This window comes from Pseudoalteromonas prydzensis, from assembly GCF_001661495.1.
GTDB classification, from domain to species: Bacteria; Pseudomonadota; Gammaproteobacteria; order Enterobacterales; family Alteromonadaceae; genus Pseudoalteromonas; species Pseudoalteromonas prydzensis.
Map to the genome: position 1 here is coordinate 1 of NZ_BDDT01000026.1, position 21,089 is coordinate 21,089.

A 21,089-nucleotide genomic window follows, 5' to 3' on the forward strand; every position below is an offset into this window, starting at 1 on the left:
CCAGGTCTAGTTGGCGGGCATTGTATCAGTGTTGACCCTTACTACCTTACTCATAAAGCACAAGAGGTTGGTTACCGTCCTGAGGTTATCTTGGCTGGTCGCCGCATTAATGATGGTATGGGTGAGTATGTTGCAACGCAGCTAGTTAAAAAACTATCAAGCCAAAAGATTCACATCGATGAAGCGAAAATATTAGTGCTAGGCTTTACTTTTAAAGGTGATTGCCCTGATGTACGTAATACAAAAATTATCGATATCGTAAATGAGCTTAATGATTTTAATATGAGTGTTGATGTATATGATGGATGGGCAAGTCCAGCTGAAGTAGAGCATGAATATGACTTGTCATTAGTTAGCACATTAAAAGAAAATCATTATGACGGTATTGTTTTAGCGGTTGACCATAGTGAATTTAAAAATATGGGGGTAGAAGCTATTCGCAAACTGGGTAAAGAAAAGCATGTACTATACGATGTTAAACATGTATTTGGCCCTAAAGACTCAGATATTAGACTATAAGAAAGGATTTTAAGATGAAGAATTTTGCGCTTATCGGTGCCTCTGGTTATATCGCACCGCGCCATTTAAAAGCAATAAAAGAAACGGGTCATAACTTACTTGTAGCAATGGATATTAATGATTCTGTTGGTATTATGGATAGCCATTTCCCTGACGCTGAATTTTTTACTGAATTTGAAGATTTCACCGCCTTTGTTGAAGACTGTGCGATGAAAGGTCAAAAGCTAGATTATATCGCTATTTGTAGTCCTAATTACCTGCATGCACCACATATGAAGTACGCTTTGAAAAATGGTATTGATGTAATTTGTGAAAAGCCATTAGTGCTTCACTCTGAAGACATGAATATCCTAAAAGAGTATGAAGAAAAATACGGTGCAAACGTAAACTCAATACTGCAATTAAGATTACATCCTTCAATCATTGCCTTAAAAGAAAAAGTAGCGGCAGCACCCGCAGATAAAGTATTTGATGTAGACCTAACGTATATGACATCTCGCGGAAAATGGTACATGAAATCGTGGAAAGGGTTTGACCACAAGTCAGGTGGTGTAGCGACTAATATTGGTGTGCACTTTTACGATATGCTGCACTTTATTTTTGGCGACCTTAAGCATAATGAAGTTCACTTTAGAGATGAAAAAACTTCTAGCGGCTACCTAGAATATGAACGTGCGCGTGTTAAATGGTTTTTATCTATTGATGCGAATAATTTACCTGAAAATGCAGTTAAGGGTGAAAAACTCACCTACCGCAGTATTACCATAAATGATGGGTCTAACACGGAAGAATTGGAATTCTCTGGTGGTTTTACTGATTTACATACGCAAAGCTATCAAAATATTTTAGCGGGTAACGGCTTTGGTATTGATGAAAACCGTGTTGCAATTGAAACGGTAGAAAAAATCCGTGAAATGCCAGTTGCTGAGGCGGGCAGTAAAGCGCACCCGTTACTTTCAAAGGTACTGTAGCCATGAACTACCATGTGCATGAAAGCGCTATTGTTGATGCTGGCGCAAAAATAGGCAGTGACACACGTGTTTGGCATTTTGTGCACGTGTGTAGTGGCGCACAAATTGGTGAAGGATGCTCGCTTGGCCAAAATGTATTCGTTGGTAACAAAGTTACTATTGGTAATAACGTAAAAATACAAAATAACGTATCCGTTTACGATAACGTGCACATTGAAGATGACGTATTTTGTGGTCCTAGCATGGTGTTTACCAATGTATATAACCCACGTTCGTTCATTGAACGTAAAACTGAGTATCGCGATACACTTGTTAAAAAAGGCGCAACGTTAGGCGCTAATTGCACCATTGTATGCGGTGTTACAATCGGTGAGTATTCATTGGTGGGGGCGGGTGCCGTGATTAATAAAAACGTCCCCGCATTTGCATTGATGGTGGGCGTGCCTGCCAAACAAATTGGTTGGATAAGTAAATATGGTGAGCAACTGAATTTACCATTAACTGGTAATGCAAGTACCATGTGTGAACATACTGGTGACGAATATGTTTTAGAAGGAGATGTGTTGTTTATTAAATAACGCACACTTTTCAAACACCGCCAATTATTAATTGTAGATCTGGCTTTAGCCGATTAAGTCATCAAATCCTAAGGGGTTGGTGGCTGTAATTTAATAAGCTTCTGCAAACCAAATATATAACCTAATGTAAAGAATTTAAAATGACGATACAATTTATAGATTTAGCTGCGCAATACCAACACTTAAAAACAAAAATAGACGCACGAATTAAAACTGTTTTAGAGCATGGCAACTATATTATGGGGCCAGAAGTGCAAGAGCTTGAAAGCGAGCTTGCAAAATATATAGGTGTTAAACATGCTATCACCTGTGCAAATGGCACAGATGCACTCACACTTGCCATGATGGTACTTGATATAAAGCCTGGCGACGCTGTTTTTTGCCCAACCTTTACGTTTTTTGCTACGGCAGAAGTGATTGCCTATGAAGGTGCGACACCGGTATTTGTAGATTCAGACGAAGCCACATTTAATATTTGCCCAATCGACCTAGAAAAACGTATTCAAGCAACAATTGCAGAAGGTAAACTAACCCCAAAAGCAATCATTGCTGTTGACTTATTTGGCCTACCGGCGAACTACCCTGAAATTCAAAAAATTGCCGATAAGTACAATTTAAAATTGGTGGAAGATGCCGCGCAAGGGTTTGGTGGCAGTATTGATGGTAAACGTGCCGGTAGTTTTGGTGATATAGCCACGACTAGTTTTTTCCCAGCAAAGCCACTGGGTTGTTATGGCGATGGCGGTGCTGTTTTTACTAACAATGACGAATACGCTGAACTATTAAAGTCATACCGAGTGCACGGTAAAGGTAAAGATAAATACGACAATATTCGCATCGGCATGAATAGCCGTTTAGATACCATTCAAGCAGCCATATTACTTGAAAAATTAGCTGAGTTTCCAACTGAACTTATAAACCGTAATAAAGCCGCTGATAACTATGAAAAAACACTGTCAGATAAATACCAAACACCACAAGTTCCTACTGGTTATGTAAGCTCATGGGCACAGTATACGCTGGTATCTGCAAATCGTGATGTAGATATGGCTGCCTATAAAGAGCAAGGCATACCCACCATGATTTATTATGGTACGTGTATGCATGAACAAACGGCTTTTAATCAGTTGGGCTACCAAGCAGGGGATTTTCCAGTTGCAGAACGGTTAGCTCAAACTGTAATAAGCTTGCCAATGCACGGGTATCTAGTCGATGAATCTAAATGATATTACCTAAAAGTAATTATGTAAAAAATATAGTTACGTTGTTGAGTGGAAGTATGGTAGCTCAAATAGTGACTATTCTAGCTACTCCACTTCTTACTAGGTTATATTCACCAGAGCAGTTTGGAGTATTGGCTATATTTCTTGCTGTAGTATTAATTATAGGCTCAATAATTAATGCAAGGTACGAATTAGCTATTATGTTACCTGAAAGTGAATCCGAAGCTAGGCATGTAGTATTTTTATGTCTGTTGATAGCTTGCATAATATCGGTATTAATTTTCATATTAATTATTGTGATTCCTCGTAACTGGTACGAGGCTACTCCATTAATCCAGTTAGGGAATTACCTCTACTTTATCCCACTAGTTACTATGTCTATAGGATTTTTTAATGCTTTTAACTACTATTCTAGTAGGAAAGAGAATTATGCTTTAATATCTTATGCTAATATATCTAAATCTCTTTCTACCATTAGTAGTCAAGGTGCTTTTTCCACCGTTTCTTTTAGTAATTCAGGTCTAATCTTCGGTTACTGTGTAGGTGCTATTTTTTCTTGCTTTTTCTTTTTCAAAGCTGGTATTAAGTTTGAACTTACGTCAATAGATAAATTAAAAAGCGTGGCATATAAATATCGTAAATTCCCACAGTATTCTATGTGGGCTATTCTTGCAAATTCCTTGTCAGTTAATCTCTTAAACTTGGTTATTGGTAGTATTTATTCTTTATCTACACTTGGTTTCTACTCACTATTGCAAAGAGTTTTAGGTATGCCTATAGCTATATTGGGTACAAGTATTGGTCAAGTATTTTATAAAGAAATCGTCAAAGAAAAAAAGCTTACAGGAAAGGGGGATGTTATTTTTGTTAAAACGGCCATTAATCTTGTAATTATTAGTGTTCTAGCATTTATACCCGTTTATTTTTTCTTACCTAAATTGTTTGGGATTGTTTTTGGCGAAAATTGGATTATCGCTGGTGAGTATGCGCAGATACTTGTGCCTCTTTTCGCGTTAAGATTTGTAACATCTGCGCTAACTTTAACTAACAGCGCATTTGAAAAACAAAATATATCATTTTATTGGCAAATAATACTTTTACTCCTATCAATGACATTAGTATTTTTCTCTTATACTTTTAATGTTGAATTTATAAATTTTTTAAAAGTCTATAATGCAGTTATTTCATTTCATTACATTGTACTGCTATTAATCTTATTTTTAGTTTCTAAAGGTAAGTTATAGTCCTGTTTGCACATTCTGGAGGTTTTATGGTCAAAAATAATGTTGCAGCACTTATTCTTGGTAGTCATGTAAATGCCTACTCTATCGTAAAAGAGTTACACTTTCACGCGGTAAAAAATATCATCATATTTCAAAAGAGGAGTGGATTAGCTAGCTTCAGTAATAAATTGTTAGAAACACAAACAGTTCCAAACAATAGTTCTGCGCTTTTAGATGCGATTAAGTGTTTACAAAATGTTTATGATGAGGTGGTTGTTTTTCCAACTGATGATGACTATTTAGAAGCTCTTCTTGATATAGAAAAAGAAATAAGTTCATTTTGTTTTTTACCTTTTAATAAAGAAAAGCTAGCCCTTCAACTCGATAAATTTTATCAATATGAAATTTGTGAAAAAATTGGTGTACCCTATCCTCGGTCAATTAATATAAAAGTGAATGAGGATTTAGACCTTCTAAATAATATGAAACTGCCGATACTTGTAAAGCCGTCAAAACGGATGGATCTAACTCAAAAAGTATTTAGGGCTAAGTATATTGAAAAAGAAAGTGATTTACTTGATTTTAAAGTAAGGTTAAATGAATATTTTCTAATGGGGGTTGAATTTATAGCCTCTGAATTTATTCCTGGTGACGATACTAACATTTATGCATTGACTTGTTACAGAGCTAAAAATGGCAAGATTTTAGGTTACTGGAAAGGTAAAAAGTTGACTCAATTCCCTAACGAATTTGGTGTTGTATCTAGCGCCTCAAGCTCTTGCCCTCAAGTTGTTCAAGAGCAAGGTCTTAAATTGGTTGATGGCTTAGATGCATTTGGAGTAATAGAGCCAGAGTTCAAGTTTGATTCTAGGGATGGTTTGTATAAATTGATGGAAGTTAACCTACGATCAATGATGTGGCATCATGTTGGTTTTCTGTCGGGTGTATCCCTTCATTATATTATGTATCTTGATGCTTTAAGGTGTGATAACAAAGCGACTATTGCTGCCAGCCCGAATAAAGACATACATTGGGTGCTCATGTTGCATGAAATTCCTAACTTAATAGCTAGGAGTGGCTATTTGAAGCATTTTAAAAGTACTGTATGGGGTGGTACAGATAGGTGTTGGGCTATATTTGATAAAAGAGATTTAAAGCCTTTTATATATAGTTTAGCGTTATTATTTAAAATGAGTATAGTTGCATGCCTAAATCGCTTAAAGAAAAAATAAGATTCTTTTTAAAAAAAAGAATTCTTAGAAGTGCAGGTGTAGTTGTACATCACGATGCATATTTAGTAAACACTACTTTCCAAGGCAAAGCAGTGATTGAACCCTATTGTAGAATTTTAGGAGAGCCTAACATACAGATTGGGAATAATTTTTACTGTAATGTTGGTTGTCACTTTATGGGAGAAGTCATTATTGGTAATGATGTGATGATTGGTCCCAAGACTGTAATTTGGGGCAGAGATCATGGAGTTAGTTTGGGGATTAATATGCGTGAACAGCCTCATAAGCAACTCCCAATTACAATAGGTAATGACGTTTGGATTGGTGCAAATGTTACAATTCTAAAAGGTGTAACTATAGCGTCAGGTGCTATTGTTGGCGCAGGTTCTGTTGTCACAAAGGATATAGCTGAAAATTCAATAGTTGTTGGAAACCCAGCCCGAACAGTGAAACAAAGAAAATGAATATAACTTTGCAAGTTAAATCAAAATATGTAAATGAAATTGAATACATCTCGAAAGTTTTTTTTTCCGAAATCGTTGGAGTAAGTTTTGTTATAGATTTCCGCGATGACTTAGAGTTTAACACTATTATATTACCTAGTGGCAAAAAAATTTATTTTCCTAATATATTTTTTGACGATTACTATTTGAATGGTAGGTTACCGGAAAGCGTTCAATACTTAAAGTCTGAGTATTTAAGTGAAAAAGTTCCTATATTTTTTGGGTTGCCAAGTGTAGATAAAATTGACAAAGGGTTTAAATTTGGCTTCGATATCTTAGGCACTTGTTTTTTTCTTTTAACTTGTTATGAGGAGTTTGTAAATAAAAAGAGAGATTGTTACGGAAGATTCCTCCATGCATATTCTTGTTCGAATAAATTGAAATATGTAGAGTATCCTATAGTGGATCAATTTGCTTATTTGATACGGTGTATACTTATTGAAGATGGGTTAAATATATCCACAAAATCTGGCAGTTTAAATATAACATGTGATGTTGACTGGCCTTATGATAATCGTTTGTCGAGTTTAAAAATTACTTTACGCACCGTAGCTTATCTTTTAATAAAAAAGAAACGGTTAAGGTGTGCTATTAATTTAGTCAGTAGCTTTATTAAGAAAAGAGTTGGTTGGTCCTACCAGGATGAATACCGAAATGCGGTCACTTTTATAATGGAGCAATGTGAAACGCTTAATAAAAAAGGTTTGTTTTATTTTATTCCAAAAAAGACTCATTCGTTAGATACAGACCAAACATTACTATCTCAAGATGCCAATGAGCTTCTAAATGAAATACATAGCCGTGGTCATCTTATAGGCTGTCACCCAGGGTTTTTATGTTCAGAAAAAACTAGAGAGATGCTTAATAGCTATAATATTTTTTACTCTGAGTTGAGGCGAATTTGTGGTGAGGGTATAGTTCATAATAGAAATCACTTTTTGAAGTGGGATATAAACTCAACAGCTCGCGAATTAAATGATCAAGGAGTGGACTTTGACTCAACATTAGGTTTTTCTGATCATATCGGGTTTAGGTGTGGTACGGCTTATGATTTTACTATGTTTGATCTTAAAAACAGAGAAATGCTTAAAATAAAACAAAGACCTTTAATAATAATGGATGCATCAGTATTTCATACCAGCTATCAGTATTTAGACTACTCAGTTAATACCGAAGTTTACTTGAAAGAGATAGTTAACCGCGCCCTTAGGTATGGGGGAAATTGTACTTTACTATGGCATAATACCCACTTATTGAGTGATGAGGATCGGAATATGTATAAGTCCATAATTATGAGAGAAGAATTATGTTGAAAGTGGCTTATTTGATCGAGGCAGATCCTTATACCCATTTAGGTGTAATAAAAAAGGTTTGTTCACAAATTGAAGGGCTTGTACATCAAGGGGCCTATGTGAAAGTATTTTGCATTTCTCCTAAGAAAGCAATTAACTCAGATACTTTTGAGTACTTTAATGCTTTCGATACAAAAGTCGAAAATGGTTTCATATCCCAAGTAAAAAGATATATTAACCGTATTTTATCTTTTAAAGTTGCATATGAAAGAATAAATGATTACTGCCCTGATGTAATATATCTAAGGGAAGGGGTATATTATCCTGGATTATCTAAAATAATAAAAAAGTATCCAACTGTGCTAGAAGTGAATCATGTTTTGGGAAATATAGAAAAAAGTAAAAGCCCAATGCTATCTTATTTTTTTCATTATTTGAGAGGCTTAACTTTCAAACATATTGATGCTGTTGTTGCTATATCGAATGAGGTTCAACGGTCATTGAATCCTACTCTAAAAAGTACTGTTATTTCTAATGGCCTCTCTGCGATATATCATCACTCTACCAATTCCAACATATCAAATAATTCAGATATAAAAATTATTATGGTAGGGAGTCCTGGTCAGCCTTGGCAAGGGTTCGATGAGCTAATAAATTTTGCTAAATCATGTGTACTTTCATACCCTAGGTTTAAGTTTTATATTGCAGGTCCAGCAAAGAGTGAATTAGGTAGTATTCCTCATAATGTTAATTTACTTGGTTTTTTAGATAAAAAAGATCTAGATGGTGTTTTAATGACTGCAAATATTGGTATAGGGACTTTAGCAGGTTATAGAAAAGGGATTAATGAGGTGTCTTCTTTAAAGCATAGGGCATATGGAGAGTATGGTATTCCCTTCATTACTTCTGTTTATGATACTGATTTTAGTGGCTTAGCTGGTGTTTTGAGCCTTGAAAACAAGGAGTCCTCGTTAATTAATAATCGTGAAGATGTTATCAATTTTATTGAAGAGTATCACAACAAGAGAATTTTGAAGCTAGATTTATTAAAAATTACTGAAAAGGAAAAATCAGAATCTAGATATTTGTTACTTAAATCGGTAGCTAAATTTGGAAAAAGTTAAATATGGCTCTTTTATATTTCTTTAGTTTTATTATAATAATCTATTTGCTCTTTATATCCCTGAAAGGAACTGATTTTGATTTTAATATCAAAGCTGGTCGTGTCTGGAGTATTCTTTTTTATAAAGATTTGGTACTAGTTTTAATACCAACTATATTTGTTAGCTATTTTGGAACTGCATACTTTAAGTCTTCTTTATTCTATGCTGATGATGAAAGTGCATTTCTGACTAATATTATAATATTGTACAGTGTTAGTATATTTGTTATTTGTATGTCTCTTTCGTTACGATTCTTTAGAACTAATTATGAAGTTAGTTCTATTAATTTAATCGAAGAGAAAACAATTGGGTTTTTGAAGTTCTCACTGTATTTTGGTATATTAATTCTAGTTTTCTCTATGATTTTCTTAAATTATAAGCATGCAGTTATTTCATCTATAATGACCGGTGATAATTTGCTAGTGGCTCGAATCAGCAACAAATATCAAACTTCCCTTCCATCACAGTTTGGGCGCCTTATCACGATTTCGTGCTGGATGGGTGCCATCTTGTCTGGTTTATATTTAGCACTAGGGTGTAAAAAAAACACACTAATTTTCTTATGTTTGACTTTCTTTGTTTCATCCGCTGATGGTGGGAAGTCACCAATGATCGTGACTTTTATTATTTTTGTTTCTACAGTTCTTGTTTTTAAAGGTAGGGAACTAAACCTAATTAAATTAACTGTATATACACCGATAATAGTTTTAGCTTTGCTTTTTTCACTTTTTTATATTACTTCTCTTCAATTAAGTTCATTAGACCTTACCAGCTTTACACAATACTTAATAAACCGTGTTGGTGTAGGACAAATGTCAGGGGTTTATGAAAGCTTCTCAATACCTAAACTTGAAGGTACTTATTTTCTTCACTCGATACCTTTTGCTAGTTTTTTCACAGATTATCCTACATACGATAAAGATCTAATGGTGTTTGTAGAGGGATTGGATCCAAGAAAAACAGGTGTAAAGAATTCTTTTTTTCTATCTGAGAGTTTTGGTGTATATGGTTGGTGGGGTGCATTAATTTTTCCGTTTTGGATCGGTGTTGTTTACCCTCTCAACTTATATTTTATTAATAAATTCTTACAAGCTTTTATTAGTCGCCAAGTCGCTTTCTTCTTTGCACCACCATTCTTTTTCATGTCTTTTTCTATAAATGGAGGCATATCTTCCCTTCTGCTTTTTAAGGGGCTCATCTTCAATTTAATAATGCTAACTATCTTTGTTATAAATTATTACTTTGTTACATCTATTATTAACACTTTGAATGTAAAGAGAAGAAAATGAGAAAGCTAGTAATTATTACAACGGTACCCTTAACAATAAACGCTTTTCTTAAAGATCAAGTTCTTTTCTTAAGTGAATATTTTGAAGTTACTTTGGTCTCTAGTGGAGAGCTTGATGATGTGGATGATTTTAAGGATGTAGGTGTTGAATATATTAACATCAGAATGGTGCGTGCTATAGATCCAATGTCAGACCTTAAATCAATTTATAATCTTGCTAGGCTTTTCGCGAAAGTAAAGCCAGATATAGTTCATAGCTATACTCCAAAAGCAGGGCTTGTTTCTATGATAGCAGCTTATATAACTCGAGTGCCTAATAGGTTCCATACATTTACAGGCTTAATATTTCCAACACTTAAAGGTTTGCGAAAAGAAATATTTAAATTGGTTGATAGGATAATTTGCTTTTGTGCAACAAAACCAATACCTGAGGGAGAGGGTGTCAAAGATGACTTGTTATCTGAAAGAATAACTTCTAAATATATTGAGGTTGTTGGTAATGGAAACATTGCAGGAGTCGATACATCGTACTTTTCACGTAATCAGTTTCTCAATGACGTTGAAAATGGCGTTGCTACTATTGCTTATAATAAGGTATCCCCAAGTGAGTTTGTATTTAGTTATGTTGGCCGTTATACAAATGATAAAGGTCTCAGAGAACTTATAGATGCTTTTAGTGAAATGTCTTCTAACTGCATTTTATTATTAGCAGGTGAACCGGATTTAAGAGAACCCCTTTCATCTGAATATATGAACAAAATAAAAGCTAATAAGAATATTATCGAATATGGTTGGATTAATGATGTAAGAGGGGTTTTATTCTCGTCTGATATATTTATTTTACCTAGCTATAGAGAAGGATTCCCTAATACTCCTCTTCAAGCCTCAGCTCTCGAAGTTCCTTCTATTGTTACTGATGTCAATGGTAGTAATGAAATAATTTCAGAAGGCTTGAATGGTTATATTGTTGCACCTCAATCTAAAAACTCTTTACTTAAAGCTATGTTGTATGTATTTGAAAATAAAGAAGAATTGCCAAGCATGGGGGGGGCTGCAAGAAAGAGGGTGCTGACTCGGTTTGAAAGAAAGAACCATCACTCAAACTTGTTATCACTTTATAATGGAGTAATTAAATGAAACGCATCTTTGATTTTTTAGTTGCCCTATGTGCTCTTTTCACTCTGCTACCAATAATAATTGTAATTGCTGTGCTTGTTCGTTTTAAATTAGGCTCGCCTATTTTGTTTACTCAAGACCGCCCAGGTTTGCATGGTAAAGTGTTTAAAATGATGAAGTTTAGAACCATGCTCGATGCTAAAGATAAACAAGGTAATTTACTGCCTGATGATGAACGAATGACTCCATTTGGTACTTTTTTACGTTCAACCAGCTTAGATGAGCTGCCAGGTTTATTTAATGTACTTAAAGGTGATATGAGCTTAGTAGGGCCTAGACCTTTATTAGTGCAATATTTACCGCTTTATAGTGCTGAGCAAGCACGCCGCCATAATGTACGCCCGGGTATTACTGGTTGGGCACAAGTGAATGGCCGTAATGCAATTAGTTGGGAGCAAAAATTTAAGCTTGATGTATGGTATGTTGACAACCAAAGCTTGTTGCTGGATTTTAAAATACTGTTACTCACAGTAAAAAAAGTATTTGTTCGTGAAGGTATCAGTGCAGACGGGCATGTAACGATTGAGCCATTTAAAGGCTCAAATAATGACTAAACAGTTAGCTATAGTTGGTGCAAGTGGCCACGGTAAGGTAATTGCTGATATCGCTGAGCTGTTGGGTTTTATTGTTAAGTTTTATGACGATGCCTACCCTAGCAAAACCCACATTGAGCATTGGGCAATACAAGGTACTTGCGCTGATTTAATTGCGCTAAAAAATCAAAGCCCTACGTGTAATAATGACGTAGTTGTAGCAATTGGTAATAACGAAATTCGTCAGCAAAAAATACAGTTGTTACAACAAAGCAGTTTTAACCTCATTACCTTAATTCACCCAACCGCAGTGATAAGTAAATACGCAGTAATAGCACAGGGCTGCGTAGTTTTTGCAGGTGCTGTTATCAATGCATTTGCTAAAGTAGGGGTTGGCTGTATTATCAACTCTGCAGCAGTTGTTGAACATGATTGCAGCATTGGTGATTTTACGCATATTTGCCCTAATACCGCTTTAGCTGGCGGTGTTACCGTGGGCAGTAAAAGTTGGATTGGTATCGGCAGCCAAGTCAAGCAGTTAGTAGCTATTGGCAGTAATTGTTTGATTGGTGCTGGTAGTACTGTAGTAAAAAATATACCTGATAATGTTACTGCATTTGGCTCTCCTGCAGTACCAAGATAAGTTAAACACTCATTTCTATATGGAATTAATAGGAACATCATGTTAAATACCCCGTTTTCTCCTTGGCCTAGCTTCACTACTGATGAGGCAGATGCTGTAAGCCGTGTAGTTTTATCAAACAAAGTTAACTACTGGACTGGTACTGAAGGCCGCGAGTTTGAAAAAGAATTTGCCAGCTGGGCTGATAGTGAATATGCAATAGCGCTTGGTAACGGTACGCTTGCATTAGATGTTGCACTGAAAGCGTTAAATGTAGGCGCGGGTGATGAAGTTATCACTACACCACGTACTTTTTTAGCGTCTGCCTCAAGTATTGTTACTGCGGGTGCTGCGCCTGTATTTGCTGATGTTGATTTAAATAGCCAAGCGATTACAGCTACAAGTATTAAAGCGGTACTTACACCTAAAACTAAAGCGGTCATTGTAGTGCATTTAGCGGGTATGCCTGCTGAAATGGACGGCATAATGGCACTGAGTAAAGAGCATGGTTTTTATGTAATTGAAGACTGCGCGCAAGCGCATGGCGCTAAATATAAAGGTAAATCAGTTGGTAGTATTGGCCACATTGGCGCATGGAGTTTTTGCCAAGATAAAATTATGACCACTGGCGGTGAAGGCGGCATGGTAACCACTAACTCAAAAGAGTTATGGTCAAAAATGTGGAGTTATAAAGATCATGGTAAAAGCTTTGATGCAATTTATAACCGCGAACACCCACCAGGGTTTAGATGGTTACACGAAAGCTTTGGTACCAACTGGCGCATGACCGAAATGCAAGCTGTACTTGGTCGTATTCAATTAACCCGTATGAAGGAGTGGACTGCAAAGCGCCAAGCCTATGGTGCTCAGCTTGATAAAGCTGCTGCTAGCTTTAATTGTATTCGTTTAGTTGAGGTTCCTAACTACATTGAACACGCTGAATATAAACATTACATGTTTATTAAACCTGAACAATTGGCTGAAGGTTGGGATCGTGACCGTATTATTAACGAAATTGTTGAACGAGGTGTCCCTTGTTTTCAGGGCAGCTGTTCTGAGGTTTACCTAGAAAAAGCATTTGACGATACACCATGGCGCCCAGAAACACGCCTACCAAATGCAGTTGAGCTTGGCGAAACGTCTATTATGTTTTTAGTACACCCAACCCTAACTGAAGATGAAATAGCCAAAACAACCCAAGTAATGAAAGAAGTGTTTGAGTTGGCGAGTAAGTAAAAGGTAACTAGGTTCTAGGCTAAGAAACAGGTTCTAGGGAAGAGACTAGGGCAGTGACTAGATGCTAGGGAAGTGGCTAGGGACTAGGAAACTAAAGAGGGAAGTTTTATGCAATTTGAAAAACTGGATGTTTGGAAAAGAGCTTCTCGGTGATAAAGAATTAAATAAGTCAATTCACCACAGAGGCCACGAAGAGCACAGAGGTAGAGATTAGAGACCTAACAAATCCATATTTACTTTTTATTGGGGTTTTCTCTGTGTAGCGAAGCGCCTCGGTGTTCTCGGTGGTAAAACTATTTTATGTAACTTATTCACTTTCAGGACAATAAAGTGAATAAGTGATCGCTAAAGCTAAGGAAGGCCATGACATCAGATATCATCACACAAAAAGTAATCGGTTGTGCTATTGAAGTTCATAGGCAACTTGGGCCTGGCTTATTAGAGTCAAGCTATGAAAATTGCTTAATTTACGAATTACAACAAATAGGTATAAAAGCTGTAAGTCAAATTGAACTTCCAGTTAGTTATAAAGGTATGAAGATAGATGCAGGCTATAGGCTAGATATCTTGATTCCAGACCTGCTTATAATCGAATTGAAAGCGATTGACAAACTAGCACCAATTCATTCTGCTCAGTTGATTACTTATTTAAAATTAAGCGGTATTAAAACTGGTTTATTGATTAATTTTAATGTCACAAAATTAGTTGATGGTATTAAGCGCATTAGTGTGTAGTGAGGCAAAATGAGATCATCGCAGAGGAAACTAAAACTCTTTATAATTAACTTCTCTGTGTAGTGAAGCGTCTCGGTGGTAAAAAATTAAATAAGTTAATTCACCACAGAGGTGACGAATAGCACAGAGATAGAGATTACCTTAATTTATTTAGTGCTAATGTAATGGTTATACAGAATGGGCTTTGTTAAAGAGCTAGAGCCTGATTATGATATTGGTAGCTCCTAGCTCCTAGCTCCTAGCTCCTAGCTCCTAGCTCCTAGCTCCTATAATTACATTAAAAAACAATAACTAATGATTATGTATTGGTTTGTGGTGGTTTTGTTCATTTAGGGTTATAATTCAGTGAATATTAATGTTCAAAGAGCTACCGTTCGCTCTTTAACTAATTGAATTAGCTGTACAAGAAAAGGGAACTTGTTGTGGATAGTTTCATCCGTTCTATTTTGAATGCTTCGCGTGCTAAAAAGCGTGCGATTACCTTATTTATTGATTCACTTTTTATTGCTGCTGCATTTTGGCTTGCACTGATTGTGCGTTTAGATAGCCTTGCGCCATTTAGTGAGCTCAGTAATTGGTTACTTTTAGCAATATTAATTCCTACCGGTTTAATCGCGTTTATTAATTTAGGTTTATACCGTGCTGTATTGAGATACATGAACGCCCAAGCGTTATGGGCTATTGTGCTTGGTACGGTTATAACCACAGTAAGTTTAGTGTTACTGTCGTTTTTTGTCGGTATTACTATCCCGCGTACTATGCCGTTTATTTTTGCTTGGTTATGTTTACTCACCGTTGGTGGCTCACGCGTTGTAGTGCGGGCCATGATTGGCAAAATGGCTACTGCTAATAAAGAGTCGGTTATTATTTATGGCGCAGGCTCTGCGGGTAGGCAATTGGCGACTGCTCTTGGTGCAGGACCAGAGTATTATGTAAGGGCCTTTATTGATGACGATGTAACCAAGCAAGGTTCGATCGTGCAAGGGATTCCGGTAATAAACTTTAAAGATATTTATGAGCTTATTAATAAAGGCAAGGCTACTAAAGTATTATTAGCACTACCAAGTGCCAGCCGCGCTCGGCGTAAGGAAGTACTCGCCCAACTAGAACCGCTCACAATTAAAGTTTTATCTATCCCTGGTATGGCTGATGTGGTTGAAGGTAAAGCGCAGCTTTCTGAATTTAGAGAAGTTGAAATTGAAGACTTGCTAGGCCGTGACCCTGTAACACCAAAACCCGAGCTAATGGCTGCCAACATTACTGGTAAAATAGTTATGGTGACTGGCGCCGGTGGTTCTATTGGTTCAGAGCTTTGCCGCCAAATTGTTAGGCAAAAACCTAAAAAATTAGTGTTATTTGAAATATCTGAATTTGGTTTATATTCAATTGAAAAAGAGCTATGTGAATACATAACTCACAATGCTATCGAGTTAGAATTAATCCCTATTATGGGTTCTGTACAGCGCATTAACCGTATTGAAACAGTGATGATGGCGTTTGGTGTACAAACGGTTTATCACGCTGCGGCTTATAAACATGTGCCATTGGTTGAGCATAATGTAGTTGAAGGTGTGCGTAATAACGTATTTGGTACTTATTACGCTGCAAAAGCTGCGGTAAATGCTAAAGTTGAAACTTTTGTATTAATTTCAACAGATAAAGCTGTACGCCCTACTAACGTAATGGGCGCAACTAAACGTATGGCAGAGCTTGTGCTACAGGGGTTAGCGCAAACCAAAGGTAAAGAGCATCGTACGCGGTTTTGTATGGTGCGTTTTGGTAATGTGTTGGGTTCAAGTGGCTCTGTGGTGCCGTTATTTCGCCGCCAAATTAAAGAGGGTGGGCCAATTACGCTAACTCACCCTGATATTACCCGTTTTTTTATGACCATTCCCGAGGCTGCACAATTGGTTATTCAAGCGGGCTCTATGGGCAAAGGCGGCGATGTATTTGTGCTTGATATGGGGGATTCGGTAAAAATTAAAGACCTTGCCAGTAAAATGGTACGTTTATCCGGCTTTGAAGTAAAAGATCAAACAAACCCTCATGGTGATATTGAAATAAAATGTACTGGCCTGCGCCCAGGTGAAAAGCTATACGAAGAGCTACTAATAGGCGATAACGTAGGTGAAACACCACACGAGCGTATTATGACTGCAAATGAAGCTATGCTCCCATTACCAGAACTAAATGTGTTTTTAGAAGCCTTTGATATCGCTTGTCATAATTTTGACCACGAAATGATCAGACAATTACTGCTTGATGCACCAACAGGTTTTAACCCTACCGATGGTATTTGTGATTTAGTATGGAATGCTAAGAAAAACCAACCAGTGGTGGGTGATGAAGCCAAAGTTGTGAATATTAAAGGGTAAAGGTTAAAGGGTAAAGAGAAGTGACTAGGTGCTAGGAAGATAAAGGTTCTAGGTTCTAAAAACACAGGTTGTAGACTTAACTTTACTTTCTCGGTGTAGCGCGAAGCGCCTCGGTGCGCTCGGTGGTAAAAATTGTTTAAGTGATTTATTCACCACAGAGAGCACCGAGTTCATAGAGGAAAGATTAAAGAATCTAGGGGCTAGAGAAGTTACTAGGTACTTGGTCTAAGCATTTCTTCTCGGTGTGGCGCGAAGCGTCTCGGTGCGCTCGGTGGTAAAAATGGTTTTAAATGATTAATTCACCACAGAGTTCGCTAAGAGCACAGAGGTAGAGATTAAAGAGCTAATAGATTTATTTTTTGGTCTTAACTCAGTGTAGCGCGAAGCGTCTCGGAGCCCTCTGTGGTAAAAAATTGTTTTAAGTGATTTATTCACAAAGAGGTTAAGAGGGCGCTACGCTTTAGAGGTAAAGGGAAAGGCCCTAGGTTAAAGGCTCTAGGAATTAAGGAAATTAGGGTTTTATTTAGCTTACTTCCTCATTTACTCTCATTGTATTCTCTTTGTGCAAATGGTTTTTAAGTGATTTATTCACAAAGAGGTTAAGAGACGCTGCGCTTAAGAGGTTAAAGGGAAAAGGTCAAAGGTATTAGATAAGTGACAATGGCCTAGATGCAATTAGTCCGTGGCATTTTCTCTTCTCATTTACACTCATTGGCTTCTCTTTGTGCAAATGGTTTTTAAGTGATTTATTCACAAAGAGGTTAAGAGAGCGCTGCGCTTTAGAGGAAAAGAATAAGGCGCTAGGATTTAGGGCCTAAAACCTAGCACCTATGTTTTAAAGGGTAGGCGAGGCTTTATGCCGTGCGGTTTAAAAATTCATTACTAAAGCCATTTCCTACGTTTTGTACAATAGCGTTTCATGGCTTAATTTATAATTTTAGGTTTTGTGCGAATCACTAAGATCCTCAATATCATAAATTACATCTAACTGTAGCAATTTTTTAATCTTCAGTAGTTACTTTGAAGACACTAAATTATTGCTCTTGAGTCACCTGTAACGTATGTCATTGGTCCTCAAGATCCAGTTAGGCTACAGATTTATGAAAGTGTCTGTAATTGGTACGGGTTATGTGGGGCTTTCAAATGCTTTGTTGCTTGCGCAAAATAACGAAGTTGTAGCGTTTGATATTGATATAAGAAAGATCGACCTATTAAGGGATAAAATATCACCGATTGTTGATGTTGAAATAAGTGATTTTTTACAAAATAAACAACTCAATTTTACGGCTACAACTAACAAAGAATCTGCTCTTGTTGGTGCTGAGTTTGTTGTTATTGCCACGCCTACCGACTACGATCCTGAAACAAACTATTTTAACACCAATAGTGTTGAGTCGGTTATTAAAGATGTAATGAAAATTAACCCAACGGCTACTATGGTTATTAAATCAACCGTGCCAGTTGGATATACGCAGTCGGTTAAAGAAAAGTTTGGCACTGATAATGTAATATTTTCGCCAGAGTTTTTACGTGAAGGTAAAGCGCTTCACGATAACTTGTATCCATCGCGTATTATTGTTGGCGAGCAAAGTGAACGTGCTAAAACGTTTGCCAATTTACTTGCGCAAGGTGCGATAAAGCAAGGTATTGAGGTTCTGTTTACTGACTCAACAGAAGCAGAGGCAATCAAGTTATTTTCTAATACTTATCTTGCAATGCGTGTTGCCTACTTTAATGAGCTTGATAGCTACGCTGAAAGCCATGGCTTAAACGCGAAGCAAATTATACAAGGGGTAAGCTTAGACCCACGTATAGGTAACCATTATAACAATCCTTCATTTGGTTATGGCGGTTATTGTTTACCTAAGGATACCAAGCAGTTGTTAGCTAATTACAAAGATGTGCCAAATAATATGATTGGCGCTATTGTTGATGCTAATACAACGCGTAAAGACTTCATTGCTAATTCTATAATCAAGCGTAACCCTAAAGTTGTTGGTGTTTACCGTTTAGTAATGAAAACGGGCTCAGATAATTTTAGAGCATCCGCAATCCAGGGTATTATGAAGCGTATTAAAGCTAAAGGCATTGAGGTGGTTGTTTATGAACCAGCATTAAAAGAAGAAGCATTTTTTAATTCACGTGTAATTAAAGATCTCAATGAGTTTAAACAGCTTTCGGATGTTGTGGTTTCAAACCGTATGGTTGAAGAGCTAAGCGATATTACTGATAAAGTTTATACGCGCGATTTATTTGGTAGTGATTAGGCGCAGCGCCTAGTTGTAAGTAACAAGATTAAAGGTTAAAGAGATAGCTGCGAGTTTCGGGCTACGAGATGCGAGAAATAACAAGATTAAAGATTCTAGGGACGTGACTAGGGGCTAGGTGCAATTAGCCCGTTACCCGCAGCCCGTGGCTTTTCTTCTCAGTGTAGCGAAGCGTCTCGGTGGTGAACATAAAACTGCGCGAGGTAAACTCGCGCCTACAGGTTGGCATTGGTGTTTGGGTATATTGTAGGCGCGGCTTTATGCCGTGTTGATTTTAAGTGATTTATTCACAAAGAGGTTTAGAGACGCTGCGCTTAAGAGTAAGATATAAATAAAGTGGTTGTGTCTTCTCATTTACTCTCATTCACTTCTCTTTGTGCAAGATGGTTTTTAAGTGATTTATTCACAAAGAGGTTGAAGGGAAAAGGTTAAAGGTGCTAGGAGGTCAAAGGCTCTAGGTTCTAGGGAAGTGACTAGAAGCTAGGTGTTTTCATAGCACGAAGCTCGAAACCCGTCGTCCGCGGCTTTGTCTTTTCTTTTTGCAACTAGTGTTTATAATTTTGCCGAAGCCCGAAGCCCGAAGCCCGAAGCCCGAAGCCCGAAGCCCGAAGCCCGATTCATTCACTTTCTATCAAGCTTGATGCTGCTAACGTGATCCTAAATCGAATTAAACACTCTATAAAGGATCTATTATGAAAGCTGTTATCCCTGTTGCGGGTCTTGGTACACGTATGTTGCCAATGACTAAAGCTATTCCAAAAGAAATGCTCCCTCTGGTTGATAAACCACTTATTCAATATATCGTTAATGAGTGTGTTGCTGCGTGTATTAAGGAAATTGTGCTTGTTACTCATAGCTCTAAAAATGCGATTGAAAACCATTTTGATACTAGTTTTGAGCTTGAGGCCACGCTTGAAAACCGTGTTAAACGTAAACTGCTTGATGAAGTGCGCTCTATTTGCCCGCCAGATGTAACTATTTTGCATGTACGCCAAGGTGAAGCTAAAGGGTTAGGTCATGCGGTTATGTGTGCTAAACCTGTAGTTGGTGATGATGATTTTGTGGTTTTACTCCCTGATGTAATATTAGACGCTTACACCGCAGACCAAAAAACTGAAAACTTAGCTGCAATGATCAAACGTTTTAATGACGTTAAAGCAAGCCAAATTATGCTTGAACCAGTACCAGAGCAAGATGTATGTAAGTACGGTATTGCGGATATCGATGGTGCTGTAATTACAGCTGGTGAAAGTGCGAAAATTAAAACTATGGTTGAAAAACCAAGTGTTGGTGACGCGCCATCAAACTTAGCTGTTGTTGGCCGCTATGTACTTTCAAAAACTATTTGGCAATTACTTAGTAAAACTCCAGTTGGTGCCGGTGGCGAAATCCAATTAACTGACGCTATTGATATGTTGATGAAAATTGAAACGGTTGAGGCATTTCACATGAGTGGCCGCGCCCATGACTGTGGCGATAAATTAGGTTATTTAAAAGCGATTGTTGAATACAGCATGCGTGATGAAAACCTAGGTGCAGATTTTACAAGTTTTGTATCGGAATTAGTAAATCCTAAAAAACCAAGCCATTTAAAGGCAGTGTGAGATTTAGGTTTTAGGGGCTAGGAAGACAAAGGCTCTAGGTTTTAGGGAAGCGACTAGGTTCTAGGTGCAATTAGCCCGTGGCTTTATCTTCTCATTTACCCTCATTGTCTTCTCTTTGTGCAAATGGTTTTAAATGATTAATTCACCACAGAGTTCGCTAAGAGCACAGAGTTCGCTAAGAGCACAGAGTTCGCTAAGAGCACAGAGGTAGAGATTAAAGAGCTAATAGATTTATTTTTTGGTCTTAACTCAGTGTAGCGCGAAGCGTCTCGGAGCCCTCTGTGGTAAAAAATTGTTTTAAGTGATTTATTCACAAAGAGGTTAAGAGGCGCTGCGCTTTAGAGGTTAAAGGTCAAAGGTATTAGATAAGTGACAATGACCTAGATGCAATTAGTCCGTGGCATTTTCTCTTCTCATTTACACTCATTGTCTTCTCTTTGTGCAAATGGTTTTAAATGATTAATTCACCACAGAGTTCGCTAAGAGCACAGAGTTCGCTAAGAGCACAGAGTTCGCTAAGAGCACAGAGGTAGAGATTAAAGAGCTAAT

General features: G+C 37.1%; 18 protein-coding genes. All 18 read left to right on the forward strand.

Translation table 11 applies throughout. The features are described from left to right. On the forward strand, positions 1-519 hold a 519-nt coding region (locus tag A7968_RS22480; RefSeq protein ID WP_280138479.1), incomplete at its 5' end, for a UDP binding domain-containing protein. Positions 520-533: 14 nt separating this feature from the next. Continuing rightward, positions 534-1,490 (forward strand): Gfo/Idh/MocA family oxidoreductase, encoded by a 957-nt coding sequence (locus tag A7968_RS22485; RefSeq protein WP_064668736.1) that lies wholly within the window; start codon positions 534-536, stop codon positions 1,488-1,490. 2 nt (positions 1,491-1,492) lie between these two features. Next, a complete protein-coding gene (locus A7968_RS22490; RefSeq protein ID WP_064668737.1) occupies positions 1,493-2,068 on the forward strand; it encodes an acyltransferase in 576 nt (191 codons plus the stop codon). A 146-nt stretch (positions 2,069-2,214) separates the two neighbouring features. Further along, positions 2,215-3,294, forward strand: coding sequence for a DegT/DnrJ/EryC1/StrS family aminotransferase (locus tag A7968_RS22495; RefSeq protein WP_064668752.1), 1,080 nt, complete (start codon positions 2,215-2,217; stop codon positions 3,292-3,294). Next, positions 3,291-4,535 carry a lipopolysaccharide biosynthesis protein gene (locus A7968_RS22500; protein ID WP_064668738.1) on the forward strand — a complete coding sequence of 415 codons (1,245 nt, stop codon included), beginning with the start codon at positions 3,291-3,293 and terminating at the stop codon, positions 4,533-4,535. The genes A7968_RS22495 and A7968_RS22500 overlap by 4 nt, the downstream gene beginning before the upstream one ends. A gap of 26 nt (positions 4,536-4,561) precedes the next feature. Then, positions 4,562-5,746, forward strand: coding sequence for a hypothetical protein (locus A7968_RS22505; RefSeq protein ID WP_064668739.1), 1,185 nt, complete (start codon positions 4,562-4,564; stop codon positions 5,744-5,746). Then, positions 5,719-6,210, forward strand: a complete 492-nt coding sequence (locus A7968_RS22510; protein ID WP_064668740.1) for an acyltransferase — start codon at positions 5,719-5,721, stop codon at positions 6,208-6,210. Before A7968_RS22505 ends, A7968_RS22510 begins: the two co-directional genes overlap by 28 nt. Continuing rightward, the gene (locus A7968_RS22515) at positions 6,207-7,562 is read left to right on the forward strand and encodes a DUF7033 domain-containing protein (protein ID WP_064668741.1); all 1,356 of its coding nucleotides are present in this window, start codon (positions 6,207-6,209) and stop codon (positions 7,560-7,562) included. Before A7968_RS22510 ends, A7968_RS22515 begins: the two co-directional genes overlap by 4 nt. Further along, positions 7,556-8,665: a glycosyltransferase family protein gene (locus A7968_RS22520; RefSeq protein ID WP_064668742.1), complete on the forward strand. Its 1,110-nt coding sequence runs from the start codon at positions 7,556-7,558 to the stop codon at positions 8,663-8,665. The genes A7968_RS22515 and A7968_RS22520 overlap by 7 nt, the downstream gene beginning before the upstream one ends. A 2-nt stretch (positions 8,666-8,667) precedes the next feature. Continuing rightward, positions 8,668-9,993 (forward strand): oligosaccharide repeat unit polymerase, encoded by a 1,326-nt coding sequence (locus tag A7968_RS22525; RefSeq protein WP_064668743.1) that lies wholly within the window; start codon positions 8,668-8,670, stop codon positions 9,991-9,993. Beyond that, positions 9,990-11,129, forward strand: a complete 1,140-nt coding sequence (locus A7968_RS22530; protein WP_064668744.1) for a glycosyltransferase family 4 protein — start codon at positions 9,990-9,992, stop codon at positions 11,127-11,129. Before A7968_RS22525 ends, A7968_RS22530 begins: the two co-directional genes overlap by 4 nt. Then, positions 11,126-11,722 carry a sugar transferase gene (locus A7968_RS22535; RefSeq protein ID WP_064668745.1) on the forward strand — a complete coding sequence of 199 codons (597 nt, stop codon included), beginning with the start codon at positions 11,126-11,128 and terminating at the stop codon, positions 11,720-11,722. Before A7968_RS22530 ends, A7968_RS22535 begins: the two co-directional genes overlap by 4 nt. After that, positions 11,715-12,344, forward strand: a complete 630-nt coding sequence (locus A7968_RS22540) for an acetyltransferase (RefSeq protein WP_064668746.1) — start codon at positions 11,715-11,717, stop codon at positions 12,342-12,344. Before A7968_RS22535 ends, A7968_RS22540 begins: the two co-directional genes overlap by 8 nt. Before the next feature lie 39 nt (positions 12,345-12,383). Further along, positions 12,384-13,559: a DegT/DnrJ/EryC1/StrS family aminotransferase gene (locus tag A7968_RS22545; RefSeq protein WP_064668747.1), complete on the forward strand. Its 1,176-nt coding sequence runs from the start codon at positions 12,384-12,386 to the stop codon at positions 13,557-13,559. 363 nt (positions 13,560-13,922) lie between these two features. After that, a complete protein-coding gene (locus tag A7968_RS22550) occupies positions 13,923-14,294 on the forward strand; it encodes a GxxExxY protein (RefSeq protein ID WP_064668748.1) in 372 nt (123 codons plus the stop codon). Positions 14,295-14,716: 422 nt separating this feature from the next. Next, positions 14,717-16,669 carry a polysaccharide biosynthesis protein gene (locus tag A7968_RS22555; protein ID WP_064668749.1) on the forward strand — a complete coding sequence of 651 codons (1,953 nt, stop codon included), beginning with the start codon at positions 14,717-14,719 and terminating at the stop codon, positions 16,667-16,669. Between the two features lie 1,100 nt (positions 16,670-17,769). Further along, positions 17,770-18,936 carry a nucleotide sugar dehydrogenase gene (locus A7968_RS22560; protein WP_064668750.1) on the forward strand — a complete coding sequence of 389 codons (1,167 nt, stop codon included), beginning with the start codon at positions 17,770-17,772 and terminating at the stop codon, positions 18,934-18,936. Positions 18,937-19,628: 692 nt separating this feature from the next. Continuing rightward, on the forward strand, positions 19,629-20,540 hold the full coding sequence (galU, locus tag A7968_RS22565; RefSeq protein WP_064668751.1) for a UTP--glucose-1-phosphate uridylyltransferase GalU: 912 nt from the start codon (positions 19,629-19,631) through the stop codon (positions 20,538-20,540). Positions 20,541-21,089: the final 549 nt, after the last annotated feature.

Bases quoted from the DNA above. Each gene is read 5' to 3' on its own strand.
- galU (WP_064668751.1), top strand. From the start codon at position 19,629: ATGAAAGCTGTTATCCCTGTTGCGGGTCTTGGTACACGTATGTTGCCA.
- A7968_RS22525 (WP_064668743.1), top strand. From the start codon at position 8,668: ATGGCTCTTTTATATTTCTTTAGTTTTATTATAATAATCTATTTGCTC.
- A7968_RS22490 (WP_064668737.1), top strand. From the start codon at position 1,493: ATGAACTACCATGTGCATGAAAGCGCTATTGTTGATGCTGGCGCAAAA.
- A7968_RS22540 (WP_064668746.1), top strand. From the start codon at position 11,715: ATGACTAAACAGTTAGCTATAGTTGGTGCAAGTGGCCACGGTAAGGTA.
- A7968_RS22545 (WP_064668747.1), top strand. From the start codon at position 12,384: ATGTTAAATACCCCGTTTTCTCCTTGGCCTAGCTTCACTACTGATGAG.
- A7968_RS22485 (WP_064668736.1), top strand. From the start codon at position 534: ATGAAGAATTTTGCGCTTATCGGTGCCTCTGGTTATATCGCACCGCGC.
- A7968_RS22535 (WP_064668745.1), top strand. From the start codon at position 11,126: ATGAAACGCATCTTTGATTTTTTAGTTGCCCTATGTGCTCTTTTCACT.
- A7968_RS22500 (WP_064668738.1), top strand. From the start codon at position 3,291: ATGATATTACCTAAAAGTAATTATGTAAAAAATATAGTTACGTTGTTG.
- A7968_RS22560 (WP_064668750.1), top strand. From the start codon at position 17,770: ATGAAAGTGTCTGTAATTGGTACGGGTTATGTGGGGCTTTCAAATGCT.
- A7968_RS22505 (WP_064668739.1), top strand. From the start codon at position 4,562: ATGGTCAAAAATAATGTTGCAGCACTTATTCTTGGTAGTCATGTAAAT.
- A7968_RS22530 (WP_064668744.1), top strand. From the start codon at position 9,990: ATGAGAAAGCTAGTAATTATTACAACGGTACCCTTAACAATAAACGCT.
- A7968_RS22520 (WP_064668742.1), top strand. From the start codon at position 7,556: ATGTTGAAAGTGGCTTATTTGATCGAGGCAGATCCTTATACCCATTTA.
- A7968_RS22515 (WP_064668741.1), top strand. From the start codon at position 6,207: ATGAATATAACTTTGCAAGTTAAATCAAAATATGTAAATGAAATTGAA.
- A7968_RS22510 (WP_064668740.1), top strand. From the start codon at position 5,719: ATGCCTAAATCGCTTAAAGAAAAAATAAGATTCTTTTTAAAAAAAAGA.
- A7968_RS22550 (WP_064668748.1), top strand. From the start codon at position 13,923: ATGACATCAGATATCATCACACAAAAAGTAATCGGTTGTGCTATTGAA.